This is a genomic window from Sinorhizobium glycinis, assembly GCF_001651865.1.
Lineage (GTDB): Bacteria > Pseudomonadota > Alphaproteobacteria > Rhizobiales > Rhizobiaceae > Sinorhizobium > Sinorhizobium glycinis.
This window is the reverse complement of record NZ_LPUX01000053.1, coordinates 1319837-1331908: the sequence shown is the minus strand read 5'-3', so window position 1 is coordinate 1331908 and position 12072 is coordinate 1319837. Positions and strand designations below refer to the sequence as shown.

11 protein-coding genes are annotated in these 12072 nt (G+C 64.7%); 4 read left to right on the top strand and 7 right to left on the bottom strand.

Features of this window, described 5'->3' with window-relative positions:
- Positions 1 to 4: 4 nt before the first annotated feature.
- The 7 genes from AU381_RS11100 to AU381_RS11070 form a co-directional block, all read right to left on the bottom strand.
- Positions 5 to 1213, bottom strand: a complete 1209-nt coding sequence (locus AU381_RS11100) for an efflux RND transporter periplasmic adaptor subunit (RefSeq protein ID WP_064241747.1) — start codon at positions 1211 to 1213, stop codon at positions 5 to 7.
- 407 nt (positions 1214 to 1620) lie between these two features.
- A complete protein-coding gene (locus tag AU381_RS11095; RefSeq protein WP_064241746.1) occupies positions 1621 to 2631 on the bottom strand; it encodes an ABC transporter ATP-binding protein in 1011 nt (336 codons plus the stop codon).
- Positions 2632 to 2648: 17 nt separating this feature from the next.
- Complete coding sequence (locus AU381_RS11090; RefSeq protein ID WP_064241745.1) at positions 2649 to 3713, bottom strand: Gfo/Idh/MocA family protein; 1065 nt, start codon at positions 3711 to 3713, stop codon at positions 2649 to 2651.
- Positions 3710 to 4549 (bottom strand): carbohydrate ABC transporter permease, encoded by an 840-nt coding sequence (locus AU381_RS11085; protein WP_064241912.1) that lies wholly within the window; start codon positions 4547 to 4549, stop codon positions 3710 to 3712. Before AU381_RS11085 ends, AU381_RS11090 begins: the two co-directional genes overlap by 4 nt.
- A gap of 13 nt (positions 4550 to 4562) precedes the next feature.
- A complete protein-coding gene (locus AU381_RS11080; protein ID WP_064241744.1) occupies positions 4563 to 5510 on the bottom strand; it encodes a carbohydrate ABC transporter permease in 948 nt (315 codons plus the stop codon).
- Between the two features lie 241 nt (positions 5511 to 5751).
- Positions 5752 to 7008, bottom strand: coding sequence for an ABC transporter substrate-binding protein (locus tag AU381_RS11075; RefSeq protein ID WP_064241743.1), 1257 nt, complete (start codon positions 7006 to 7008; stop codon positions 5752 to 5754).
- Positions 7009 to 7066: 58 nt separating this feature from the next.
- Entirely contained in the window at positions 7067 to 7963 is an 897-nt protein-coding gene (locus tag AU381_RS11070) for an N-acetylmuramic acid 6-phosphate etherase (protein WP_064241742.1), read from the bottom strand.
- A 198-nt stretch (positions 7964 to 8161) separates the two neighbouring features.
- On the opposite strand from AU381_RS11070, the gene AU381_RS11065 reads away from it, so the two are divergent.
- From AU381_RS11065 to nagA, 4 genes are all read left to right on the top strand, one after another.
- Complete coding sequence (locus AU381_RS11065; RefSeq protein WP_064241741.1) at positions 8162 to 9046, top strand: glucosamine kinase nucleotide-binding domain-containing protein; 885 nt, start codon at positions 8162 to 8164, stop codon at positions 9044 to 9046.
- A complete protein-coding gene (locus AU381_RS11060) occupies positions 9043 to 9807 on the top strand; it encodes a GntR family transcriptional regulator (protein WP_064241740.1) in 765 nt (254 codons plus the stop codon). The genes AU381_RS11065 and AU381_RS11060 overlap by 4 nt, the downstream gene beginning before the upstream one ends.
- A 72-nt stretch (positions 9808 to 9879) precedes the next feature.
- On the top strand, positions 9880 to 10902 hold the full coding sequence (locus tag AU381_RS11055) for an SIS domain-containing protein (protein WP_064241739.1): 1023 nt from the start codon (positions 9880 to 9882) through the stop codon (positions 10900 to 10902).
- Entirely contained in the window at positions 10899 to 12059 is a 1161-nt protein-coding gene (gene nagA / locus AU381_RS11050) for an N-acetylglucosamine-6-phosphate deacetylase (RefSeq protein WP_064241738.1), read from the top strand. The genes AU381_RS11055 and nagA overlap by 4 nt, the downstream gene beginning before the upstream one ends.
- Positions 12060 to 12072 lie beyond the last annotated feature (13 nt).

Below are 12072 nucleotides of genomic sequence, written 5' to 3'. Positions count from 1 at the left end.
GCTCTCACTTCACTGCAGTGGCGGACTTGTCGTCGGCGGATGCCGCGGCGCTCGCCTGCTCGGCAGCGGGCTTCGCGCTCGGGTTCCAGTCGGAGGGCTCCACCGCCGCGCCGGGGCCGATCTTCTGGAAGCCCTCGACAATGACCTTTTCACCCGCCTTGAGGCCGGCGGTCACCTGCCAGCGCTCGCCGACCGTCCGTCCGAGCGTCACGTTGCGGAACTCGACCTTCTTGTCGGAGGTGACGACATAGACCTGGGACTGACCGGCATTGTTGCGCTGCACCGCCTGCTGCGGAACGGTAATCGCGTCCTTCTCCAGCCCTTGCTGGATCTGCACGCGCACATACATGCCCGGCAGCAGATCGTTGTTGGGGTTGGGGAACTCGCCGCGAAGCGTCACCTGGCCGGTCGTCGCGTCGACCGCGGCCTCGGAAAAGAGCAGCCGGCCCTTCAAGCCGTAGGGCGTGCCGTCGTCGAGGATGAGCTTAACTTCCGCTTCGTTCTTGGCGCTGATGAGCTGGCCGTCCTGAAGCGCCTTGCGCAGCCGGATAAGGTCGGTCGCCGACTGTGTGAAGTCCGCATAGATCGGGTCGAGCTGCTGGATGGTTGCCAGGTTCTCCGAGCCGTTGGCGCTGACGAGCGCCCCTTCGGTGATCAGCGCCCGGCCGATCCGGCCGCTGATCGGCGCGGTAACGTCGGCGTATTGAAGGTTGAGCTTCGCCTCGGCGAGGCCTGCCTCGGCAATGCCGACATCGGCCTCGGCCTGGGCGAGCGCCGCGATCGCATCGTCATATTGCTGAACGGCCGCGACCTGCGCCTCCTTGAGGCGCGACTGCCGTTCGGCGGTTTGCTTCGCCTGGTCGCGCACGGCAAGCGCCCGCTTCAGCGTCGCCTCGGCGCTGTCGACCTTGACCTGGAACGGCGCCGGATCGATCCGGTAGAGCACGTCGCCCTCCTTGACCATCGATCCCTGCTCGAACACCCGGTCGACGACGATGCCGGAAACCCGCGGCCGAACCTCGGCGATCCGCGTCGGCGTGATGCGTCCGGGCAGCTCGTTGGTGATCGGCAAGGGTTCCGCCGCCGTCGTGAAAACGGCGACCGCGGCCGGAGGGAAAGCCGGGGCTGCGGCCTGCTCTTCGTTCTTCTGGCAGCCGGCGAGAAAGAGCACGGTTGCCAGCGAGGCGGCCAGTATCGGTCGGTTCATATGCATCGCAATGTCCAATGTGCAAAGGGGCCGCGTCGCGGCGCCTGCCGCGCGGTCCACCAGGGAGATGAAGCGGGAGCCGGAATCCGGAAGATACCGGAAAGCTAATATACAAACAGGAATGTATGTTAATTTCCGCCGCGGTGCAACCCCGGCTCGGTGCGGCGCGTCAAGGGCAAGGAAGCCAGCAGTCGCAGTGCCTTCGGGTTTGCCGCTGCTTTCTGTTCACGCAGTCGTGATGGCGGATTTGTGTCGGGGCTGCCCCTCATCCGCCTGCCGGCACCTTCTCCCCGCAAGCGGGGCGAAGGGGACTCGCGGCGCTGTCTCGCCTTGCGGTGGCCCGAAACGCCATCGGCGTCCCCCTCTCCCCGCAGGCGGGGAGAGGGCTAGGGTGAGGGGCTCTTATGACTGCACTACTGCCCGGAATCGATCACCCGGCCGTCGGCGTCGAAGCGGTGCATGCCGCCGATCACCGGGGTGGCATGGACGACGTCATCCGCCGCATAGCGGTGCTCGCCGAAGAGCCGCACCGTGAGCGGCCCGACCGCGTCGGATTCGAGATAGACGATCGTGTCGGCGCCGAGATGCTCGACATGAACCACCTTCGCCTTCCAGTCGCCGCCGTCGCGCGAGAGGCCGATATGCTCGGGGCGGATGCCGACCGTCTTCGCCTCTCCGTCGCCGAACTTGTCGCCGTCGATGAAGTTCATCTGCGGCGAGCCGATGAAGCCGGCGACGAAGAGATTGGCGGGTCGGTTGTAGAGTTCCATCGGCGAGCCGACCTGTTCGATGCGTCCCCCGTTCAACACGACGATCTTGTCGGCGAGCGTCATCGCCTCGACCTGGTCATGGGTGACATAGATCATCGTCGCCTTGAGGCTGCGATGCAGGCGGGCGATTTCGAGGCGCGTGTTGACGCGCAGCGCCGCATCGAGGTTCGACAGCGGCTCGTCGAAGAGGAATAGCTTCGGTTCGCGCACGATGGCGCGGCCGATTGCGACGCGCTGGCGCTGACCGCCGGAAAGCTCGGCCGGGCGGCGGGCGAGATAGGGTTCGAGTGACAGCATGCCGGCCGCCTTGCCGACCTTCTCCTCGATCTCGGGTTTCGGCACGCCGGCCTGCTTCAGCCCGAGGCCCATATTGTCCTTCACCGTCAGGTGCGGATAGAGCGCGTAGGACTGGAAGACCATGGCGATGCCGCGCTTGGCGGGAGCGACATGGCCGACTTCGACACCGTCGATCCGTACGCTGCCGGAGGTCGCGTCCTCGAGGCCGGCAATGGTTCTGAGCAGGGTCGATTTTCCGCAGCCCGAGGGACCGACGAAGATGACGAATTCGCCGTCCTTCACCTCGAGGTCGATGCCCTTCAGCACCTCATGGCCGCCATAGGCCTTGCGGATGGATTTGAGTTGCAGTGATCCCACGTGTCGCCCTCTTCAAATTAAAGCTTGACCGGCCTGCCGGTGCGAACGCTTTCGTCCGCCGCCAGGCAGATCTTGAGCGACTGCACCGCATCGTCCATGTGCCGGTCGAGATTGATGTTTTCGCGAATGGCCTTGAGCACGAAGGCCTGTTCACGGTCGCAGAGTTCCTGATGGCCGGGCTCGCCTTCCATCTTGAGGTCTTCGTCGGCCGTGAGGAATCTTCCGTCCGGACCGGTCGCCGCACTGTGCAGGCGTATGACGGCGGTCTTGGTGTGCATGTCGATGTCGTCGGACTTGGCCTTCCCGTCCATGACGATCGAGACCGATCCGTTAGGCGAGATCACGTCCTTCACGAAAAAGGCGGTCTCGGAGATCATCGGCCCCCAGCCGGCCTCGTACCAGCCGACCGAACCGTCTTCGAAGATGACCTGCAGGTGGCCGTAATTGTACATGTCGGCGGCGATCTCGTTGGAGAGCCTCAGGCCCATGCCGCGCACCTCGACGGGCTTTGCGTCGGTTATCTGGCACATGACGTCGATATAATGCACGCCGCAATCGACGATCGGCGCGGTCGTCTGCATCAGCGACTTGTGTGTCGCCCAGGTCGGTCCGCTCGATTGCTGGTTCAGGTTCATCCGGAATACGTAGGGCGGCCCGAGCTTGCGCGCCTCGGCGATCAGCCGCATCCAGGACGGATGGTGGCGCAGGATATAGCCGACGATGAGCTTGCGGCCGTTCGCCCGGGCGCAGGCGACGACGCGCTCCGCGTCGGCGACGGTCGTGGCCAGCGGCTTCTCGACGAAGACATGGCAGCCGGCCTCCATCGCCGTCACCGCATAGGCCGCGTGGCTGTCCGAATAGGTGTTGATCGAGCAGAGCTCCGGCCTGAGCTCGAGGAGCGCCTCCGGGAAGGAGGGCAGGATCTCATAGCCCGCGAGCGCGCCCGGCAGCTCGACCTTCGAGCGGTTGACGAGGCCGGCGATCTCGAAGCCGGGGTTCTCGTGATAGGCAAGCGCATGGCTGCGCCCCATATTGCCGAGACCGGCGACAAGGACGCGGATCGGATTTGCGGAAGAACTCATTTCACCGCTCCTGCCGTGATGCCGCGGATCAGCTGCCGCGAGAAGATGACGTAGAGGACGAGGACGGGGAAGATCGCCAGCGACAGGGCGGAGAGAACCGCGTTCCAGTTGGTGACGAACTGGCCGATGAAGATCTGCGAGCCGAGCGTCACGGTCTTCGTCGTTTCCGCCGGCGCCAGGATCAGCGGGAACCACAGGTCGTTCCAGATCGGGATCATGGTGAAGACCGCGACCGTCGCCATGGCCGGCCGCACCAGCGGCAGCACCAGCCGGAAGAAGATCGCATACTCCGACAATCCGTCGACGCGGCCGGCGTTCTTCAGGTCGTCCGAGACGGTGCGCATGAATTCCGACAGGATGAAGACGGCGAGCGGCAGGCCCTGCGCCGTATAGACGAGGATCAGCGCCGTCAGCGTGTTGACGAGGTTGGTCGCCACCATGCCCTGCAGGATCGCCACCGTGCCGAGCCGGATCGGGATCATGATGCCGAGCGCCAGATAGAGTCCCATCAGCGTGTTGCCGCGGAAGCGATATTCGGAGAGCGCGAAGGCGGCCATGGCGCCGAAGAGCAGCACCAGCGCGATCGACACGACAGTGACGACGACGCTGTTCTGGAAATAACCGATGAAGTCGCCCTGCTTCAGCACCGTCTCGTAGCCGATCAGGCTGAAGCTCTCGGTCGTGGGGATCGCCAGCGGCTCGCGGAAGATCGCATTGCGGCTCTTGAACGAGTTCGCAATCGTCAGGAACACCGGAAACAGCGCGACGAGCGTATAGGCGATCAGCGCGAAATGGACGGCGCCGGTCCGGGCGAAGGAGGTTCTTGCTTTCGACATGCTCATGTCCTCCTCAGAACTGATAGCGGCGCATGCGGCGCTGGATGACGAAGAGGTAGAGCGACACGCCGGCCAGGATGATCAGGAACATGATCGCCGCGATCGTCGCGCCCATCGACCGGTCGCCGAGCTGCAGCTGGAAGCCGAAGAAGGTGCGGTAGAGCAGTGTGCCGAGAATGTCCGTCGACCCGTCCGGGCCGGCAAGCGCCCCTTGAACCGTGTAGATCAGGTCGAAGGCGTTGAAGTTGCCGACGAAGGTCAGGATCGAGACGATGCCGATCGCCGGCAGGATCAAGGGCAGCTTGATCTTCCAGAACTGGCTCCAGCCGGTGACGCCGTCGAGTTCCGCCGCCTCGATCACCTCGTCGGGAATGTTGAGGAGGGCAGCATAGATCAGCATCATCGGGATGCCGACATATTGCCAGACGGAGATCAGCGACACTGCAATCAGCGCAGAGTCAGGCCGGCCGAGCCAGGGTGCGAAGAGCCATTTCATGCCGACGAGATCCATCAGATAGGGCGCGACACCCCAGATCGGCGAAAGAATGAGCTTCCAGATGAAGCCGACGATGACGAAGGACAAGAGCGTCGGCAGGAAGATCGCCGTGCGGTAGAAGGCACTGAAGCGCAGCTTCGGGATCGACAGCATGGCGGCGAGCGCAATGCCGATCGGGTTCTGCACCGCCATGTGGATCAGGAAGAAGACGAAGTTGTTCCTGAGCGCGTTCCAGAAATCCGCCGCCCAGCGCGGATCGCCGAACAGCACCTTGAAATTGCCCAATCCGACGAAGGTATATTGGCCATCGACCGTGTTGTAGAAAGATTGCCGCAGCGTCTCGATCAACGGCAGGATCATCACCGCCGTATAGACGGCGAGCGCCGGCAGCAGAAAGACGAGGATGTGCCAGCGCCGGGGGCGCTTGAGCTCGCCGACTTCCATTGTGGTTTCGCGTGGTTTCATCGGCCTCTGGCCCGTTCTCAATGGCTGGCTCTGTCAGCACAGCCTCATTTCGCTCGAAATGCCGCGTTCAATCCGCCACGTGCTTCTTCAAAGGCCGTCGTGGTCGCCGGCAAAGCCGGCTGTCGGTCTGCGTGTCCCGGCCTGGCACCGTATCAACAAAACTGCGGCGTCGTTTGCCCCGCGATTCGCGCAGTGCATGGGGAAGCGCGCGGCCGGCCCGGCCGCGCGTTCCTCTTCGATCTTACTTAGCCGGCTTGTACCAGCTGTCGAGGCCTTCCTGCAGCTTCTTGCCAGCGTCTTCCGGCGTCTGGGTGCCGTTGATGACATTGGCCGCTGCTACCCAGGCTTCGTTTTCGAGGTTCGGCGTGCCGCGCGACAGGATCTGATAGGTCGAGCGGATCGTCGACTTGCACTTCTCACGCCAGGAGACGAATTCCTGGGCGAGCGGATCGGTCATCTTCACGGCCGTCGAGTTCAGGCTGAAGAAGCCGGGAAGCGCGTTGGCGTAGATTTCCGCAAATTCAGGCGAGGCTACCCAGGTCAGGAAGGTCTTGGCTGCTTCCGCATTCGGGCTCTTGGCATTGAGGCCGATGCCGATGTCGTTGTGGTCGGAGATGTAGCAGGTGTCGCCGGCTTTCTTCACCGGCGGCGGGAAAGCGCCCATCTTGAACTGCGCCTGGGTGTTGAAGCCGGAGATTTCCCAGGAGCCCGCCGGGTAGATCGCGGCGCGGCCGAGCGTGAAGAGGTTCTGGCTGTCCGGATAGGTCTGCGCCTCGAAGCCGTCGCCGAGATAGTCCTTCCATTTGGCGAGCACGCGATAGGGCTCGACCCAGGGTTCGTCGGTCAGCTTCTGCTCGCCCTTGATCAGGGCGAGGCGGCCTTCCTCGCCCTTCCAATAGTTCGGACCGATGTTCTGATAGCCCATGGTCGCGGCTTCCCAGAGATCCTTGGTGCCCATCGCCATCGGGATGTAGTTGCCATCGGCCTTGATCTTCTCAAGAATGGCAAAGAACTCTTCCTCGGTCGTCGGCACGGCAAGCTTGAGCTGGTCGAAGGCGTCCTTGTTGTAGATGAAGCCGTGGATGACCGACGCCATCGGCACGCAGTAGGTCGTCTTGCCGTCATCGGTCGTCCAGGCGGACTTGGCGACGTCGGAGAAGTTCTCCATGCCGGGCAGGTTGGTGAGATCGGCGAGGTGCTTCCTGTTGTAGACTTCGAGCGAAGGATCGAACGGACGGCAGGTGATGAGGTCGCCGGCGGAGCCTGCATCGAGCTTGGCGTTCAGCGCCGCGTTGTACTCCGTCGGCGCGGACGGCGAGAACACCACCTTGATACCCGGGTTCTTGGCCTCGAAGGCGGGGATCAGCTTTTCCTGCCAGATCGCCAGGTCGTCATTGCGCCAGCTTTCGATCGTGAGCGTGGTGTCCGCATGCGCAAGCCCGGCCGAGCCGAGAATGCTCGATGCAAGCAGCAAGCCTTTGATTGTATTACGGGTCATTCAGGTTCTCCCTCTTATAGGCGCCGCCACGGCGCGGTTTTGGATCCCAGTTTGTCGTTCAGGCCGAGACGATGGCGATCGCCCGGCGCAGGTTCTGATTGGCCTTGTCGAGTGCCGCTTCGGCCGCCGCCAAGTCCTTGGCGCCGAAGGCGAGCAGGATCGCCAGCTTGACCGATCCGGAGGCCGCGCCGATCAGCCTTTCGGCCTCGTCGGCGCCAACGCCGGTGATGTCCGAGACGATGCGAATGGCGCGGCCGCGCAGTTTGATATTGTCGGCGCGCAGGTTGACCATGTGGCCGTCGAGCACGTGGCCGAGATGAATTCCGACCAGCGTCGAGAACATGTTGAAGGCGATCTTCTGCGCCGTTCCGGCGCCCATCCGCGTCGAGCCGGAAACCACCTCCGGCGGCGTCTGAAGCAGGATTGCGACGTCTGCATTCTCGAAGAGCGTCGCGCCGGCATTGTTGGCCATGCCGATGACCTTAGCACCGCGCTTCCTCGCCTCGTCGGCGGCCGCAAGCGCATAGGGGGTCGAGCCGCTGGCGGAGACCGAGATCAGGCAGTCGCCGGTTTGAATGCCGGCCTTGCGGATATCGGCGCGCGCAAGCTCCGTGTCGTCCTCGTAGCCGCCCGCGAGATCGCCGAGGCTCGCGGCGCCGCCGGCGAGAAGAATGACGGTCTGTTCCTGGGAAATGCCATAGGTGCCCGGCAGTTCGAGTGCGTCCGCCATGGCCATCAGGCCGGAGCTTCCGGCGCCCGCATAGGCTAGCCGGCCGCCTTCGGAAAGAACGCTCGCGGCAATCGCGGCCGCGGCGGCGATCGACTCGATCGCCCCGTCAACGGCTTTTGCCGCGGCCTGCTGACCGGAGGCAAGCACGCGAAGCGCCGTCGCCGGATCCATGGTGTCCAGGCCCTTGGCGTTGTCGTGGCGCTCTTCGGTCTTCACTGCCGGCATCGCGTCGTTCTCCTCTTTTCCAAATTAATGCCAAAAAAATACCAATTGTCTAGGAGAAATTTAACTTTCGGCTGAACAAAAAATGCTTTGCCAAAATTAACGGCGAAAATTCAGCAAGTTACATGAAATGCTGCCAGCTCAATCGAATGACACTTGGTTAATGGTATTTTTTTGGTATGTTAGACGGCGGAGGTGCCCATGACATCCTATCTGATCGGAATCGATGGTGGCGGAACGAGCTGCCGGGCTGCGGTTGCAGGCCCGGACGGTCGTATCCTCGGCCGCGGCAAATCCGGTGCCGCCAATATTCTCACCGATCCCGAAACGGCGCTGCAGAATATCGCCGATGCCGCCCGCGCGGCTTTCGAGGATGCGGGTCTCGATCCCCAGGGTATCACATCGGCGCGCGCCGTTGTCGGCGTTGCGGGGCACAATGTCGGGGATGCCGTCCACTATGTGAAGCGGCGTTTGCCCTTCGCCGCGGCCGATATCGAATCGGACGGGCTGATCGCCCTGCAGGGCGCGCTTGGCGACAGGGACGGGGCGGTCGCCATTCTCGGAACGGGCACGATCTACATCGCCCGCCAGGGCGAATCGGTGAGCTATATCGGCGGCTGGGGTTTTACGATCGGCGATCATGGCAGCGGTGCCCGAATCGGCCATGCCTTGCTGCAGGAAAGCCTGCTCGCCCATGACGGAATTCACGAAGGCTCGCCCGTAACCCAATCCGTGCTGGCGGAGTTCAACAACGATCCCCGTGACGTCGTCGATTTCGCGCGGCTGGCGAAGCCCGGCGAGTTCGGCCGCTACGCCCCGCGTGTCTTCGACCATGCCGGGCGCGGGGACCCGGTGGCGGCGCGCTTGCTGAAGGCGGCCGCGACGACCGTGGACGAGGCGCTCGACGTGGTGGTTTCCAGAGGCAGCCGGACGATCTGCCTGCTCGGCGGTCTGGCGCCGCTCTATCGTCCCTGGCTTGCCGAACGGCACCAGCCGCTGTTCGTCGAGGCGGAAGCCGACGCGTTGACGGGAGCGGTTGCGCTTGCCGCCGCCCGCTTCGGTACCCGGCCGGAGGCCGTCGCATGAACCAGCAGCTTGCCGCCATCCTGCCGCTCGAAAGCCTGCAATCTGGGGGCGCTGGCCCGCTTTACCTGAAGCTCCGCCAGTCGCTCGAAGAGGCGATCCTGTCGGGCAAGCTCAATCACGGCGATGCGCTGCCCGCCGAGCGGGATCTCGCCGACTACGCCAATGTCAGCCGCGTCACCGTCCGCAAGGCCGTCGACGATCTCGTGCGCGACGGGCTGCTGGTCCGCCGCCACGGCTCCGGCACCTTCGTCGTCCGGCCGGTCTCGCGCGTCGAGCAGTCGCTGTCGCGACTCACCTCCTTTACCGAGGACATGGCGCGGCGCGGTCTCAACACCCGCGCCGAATGGCTGGAGCGGGGGCTTTTCCATCCATCGCCCGACGAGATGATGACGCTCGGCCTTCCCGCCGATGCGCTGGTCGCGCGTCTCGGGCGCCTGCGCATCGCCGACGACATGCCGCTTGCGATCGAACGGGCCTGCGTTTCGGCGGAGTTCGTTCCTGATCCGCTTGCCGTCACCTCATCTCTCTACACGGCGCTCGAAAAATCGCATGCGCGGCCGGTTCGCGCCGTGCAGCGCATCTCCGCCTGCAACATCAAGAACCCCGATGCGACGATGCTGGGCGTCGCCGTCGGAGCGGCCGGTCTTTCGATCGAGCGCGTCTCCTATCTCGCTTCGGGGCGCGTCGTGGAGTTCACCCGCTCGCTCTACCGGGGCGATGCCTATGATTTTGTCGCGGAGCTGACGATCCCGGAAAGCTGACCGCCGGGTGAGATGGTTGTGTGCGTTTTCCGCCCGCATCTCGCTCGAACCTGTTGAGGAAAGGACCTGACGATGCAGACCAACATGCGGCGAGAAATCGACGAAATACCCGAGGCCGCCGCAAGATTGCTCGACCGCTCGGCGGCGGCGCTCGCTGCTGCCGGCACGGCGCTCCGCGCCAAGGATCCGGCCTTCCTGGTGACGATCGCCCGCGGTTCCTCGGATCACGCCGCCCTGTTCCTGAAATATGCGATCGAGCTCACGGCGGGTCGCCCGGTCGCCTCGCTCGGACCGTCGCTTGCCTCGATCTACGGCGCCGAACTGAAACTCGGCGGTGGCGCGGCGATCGCCATCTCGCAATCCGGCAAGAGCCCCGACATCGTGGCGATGGCCGAGGCCGCAACGCGGGCCGGCGCCGTTTCGATTGCGCTGACGAACACGCTGCCCTCGCCGATCGCCGAGGCCTGCAGCCACCCGCTCGATATTCTCGCCGGTCCCGAACTCGCCGTGGCGGCGACCAAATCCTATGTCAACTCCATCGTCGCCGGCCTTGCCGTGCTCGGCGAATGGACGGGTGACGCGGGCCTGAAGCGGGCCGTCGCCGATCTGCCGAACCATTTCGCCAAGGCGGTGAAGCTTGATTGGCAGGATTTCGCCGCCGATCTCGGTGAAGTAGAATCGCTCTATGTGCTCGGCCGCGGCCCGGCGCTGGCGATCGCCAGTGAGGCGGCACTGAAGTTCAAGGAGACGTCCGGCATGCATGCCGAGGCCTATTCCGCGGCGGAAGTGCTGCACGGGCCGGTGGCGCTCGTCGGCGCCCGCTTCCCCGTTCTCGTGCTCGCCGCCCGCGATGCGGCGGAAGCCTCGGTCGCCGAGATCGCCGACGGCATGAGCGCCAAGGGTGCGGTCGTGCATATCACCTCCGCCCGGGCGAGCAAGGCGAAGCGCCTGCCCTGCGTCGAGACCGGCCATCCGATCACCGACGCGCTGGCGCTGATCCTGCCGTTCTACGGTTTCGTCGAAGCCTGGTCGCGCTCGCGCGGTCTCAACCCGGACGCACCGGCAAGCCTGAAGAAGGTAACGGAGACACGATGACTGCGAGAAAGAAGATCACCGGAGCGCGGATTTTCGACGGCATCGACTGGCATGACGGCGCCGCGCTCATCATCGAGGCGGGCCACATCAAGGGGATCGTTCCGGCCGGTGTCGTCGCCGACGAGGCGGAGACGATCGACGCGCGCGGCCTGCTTCTCGTGCCCGGCTTCATCGATTTGCAGGTGAACGGCGGCGGCGGGGCACTGCTCAACGAGCAGCCGACCCTCGACGGCATCCGGCAGATCTGCGCGGCGCACGCGAAATTCGGCACGACGGCGCTGCTGCCGACGCTGATCACCGACACGCGCGAGATCCGTGCCAAGGCTATAGAGGCCGGGCTCGCCGCCAGGGCCGCGGCGTTGCCCGGCTTCCTCGGCCTGCATCTCGAAGGCCCGCATCTTTCGGTCGCCCGCAAGGGAGCCCACGATGCCGCGCTGATCCGCCCGATGGAGGACGCCGACCTCACCGAGATGCTCGCCTGCGTGAAGGCGCTCGGCGTTTTGATGGTCACCGTCGCCCCCGAGAACACCACGAAAGAACAGGTCCGCGCGCTCGCCAGCGCGGGCGCGGTCGTCAGCCTCGGCCATACGGATGTCGGCTTCGAGACGGCCTGCGCATACGCTAGAGCCGGAGCCCGGACCGTTACCCATCTCTTCAATGCCATGAGCGGACTCGGCCACCGCGAACCGGGCGTCGTCGGTGCCGCTCTTGCGACCGGCACGCTGCATGCCGGCCTGATTGCCGACGGCTTCCACGTCCACCCGGCCTCGATGGGCATTGCGCTGCGCGGCAAGCAGGGACCGGGACAGATCTTCCTGGTTACCGATGCGATGTCGCCGATCGGCACCGACATGACGAGCTTCTTCCTGAACGGCCGCGAGATCCTGCGCAAGGACGGGCGCCTGACGCTTGCCGACGGCACGCTTGCCGGCGCCGATATCGACATGCTCTCGTCGGTCCGCTTCGTGCATCAGAAGCTCGGCCTGCCGATCGAGGAAGCAATCCGCATGGCTTCTGCCTATCCGGCCGATGTGATGGGCATCGCCTCGCACAAGGGCCGGCTCCTGCCCGGCACCGACGCCGATTTCGTGCTCCTGACGCCGGAACTCGGGATGAAATCGACCTGGATCGGCGGCGAGCCGGTCTTTGCCGTTTGAGCTTCGACGGCGG

What these genes read in the sequence shown, in the direction of transcription:
- AU381_RS11100 (WP_064241747.1), bottom strand. Translation starts at nt 1,213, where the DNA reads ATGCATATGAACCGACCGATACTGGCCGCCTCGCTGGCAACCGTGCTC.
- AU381_RS11090 (WP_064241745.1), bottom strand. Translation starts at nt 3,713, where the DNA reads ATGAGTTCTTCCGCAAATCCGATCCGCGTCCTTGTCGCCGGTCTCGGC.
- AU381_RS11085 (WP_064241912.1), bottom strand. Translation starts at nt 4,549, where the DNA reads ATGTCGAAAGCAAGAACCTCCTTCGCCCGGACCGGCGCCGTCCATTTC.
- AU381_RS11080 (WP_064241744.1), bottom strand. Translation starts at nt 5,510, where the DNA reads ATGAAACCACGCGAAACCACAATGGAAGTCGGCGAGCTCAAGCGCCCC.
- AU381_RS11075 (WP_064241743.1), bottom strand. Translation starts at nt 7,008, where the DNA reads ATGACCCGTAATACAATCAAAGGCTTGCTGCTTGCATCGAGCATTCTC.
- AU381_RS11070 (WP_064241742.1), bottom strand. Translation starts at nt 7,963, where the DNA reads ATGCCGGCAGTGAAGACCGAAGAGCGCCACGACAACGCCAAGGGCCTG.
- AU381_RS11065 (WP_064241741.1), top strand. Translation starts at nt 8,162, where the DNA reads ATGACATCCTATCTGATCGGAATCGATGGTGGCGGAACGAGCTGCCGG.
- AU381_RS11060 (WP_064241740.1), top strand. Translation starts at nt 9,043, where the DNA reads ATGAACCAGCAGCTTGCCGCCATCCTGCCGCTCGAAAGCCTGCAATCT.
- AU381_RS11055 (WP_064241739.1), top strand. Translation starts at nt 9,880, where the DNA reads ATGCAGACCAACATGCGGCGAGAAATCGACGAAATACCCGAGGCCGCC.
- nagA (WP_064241738.1), top strand. Translation starts at nt 10,899, where the DNA reads ATGACTGCGAGAAAGAAGATCACCGGAGCGCGGATTTTCGACGGCATC.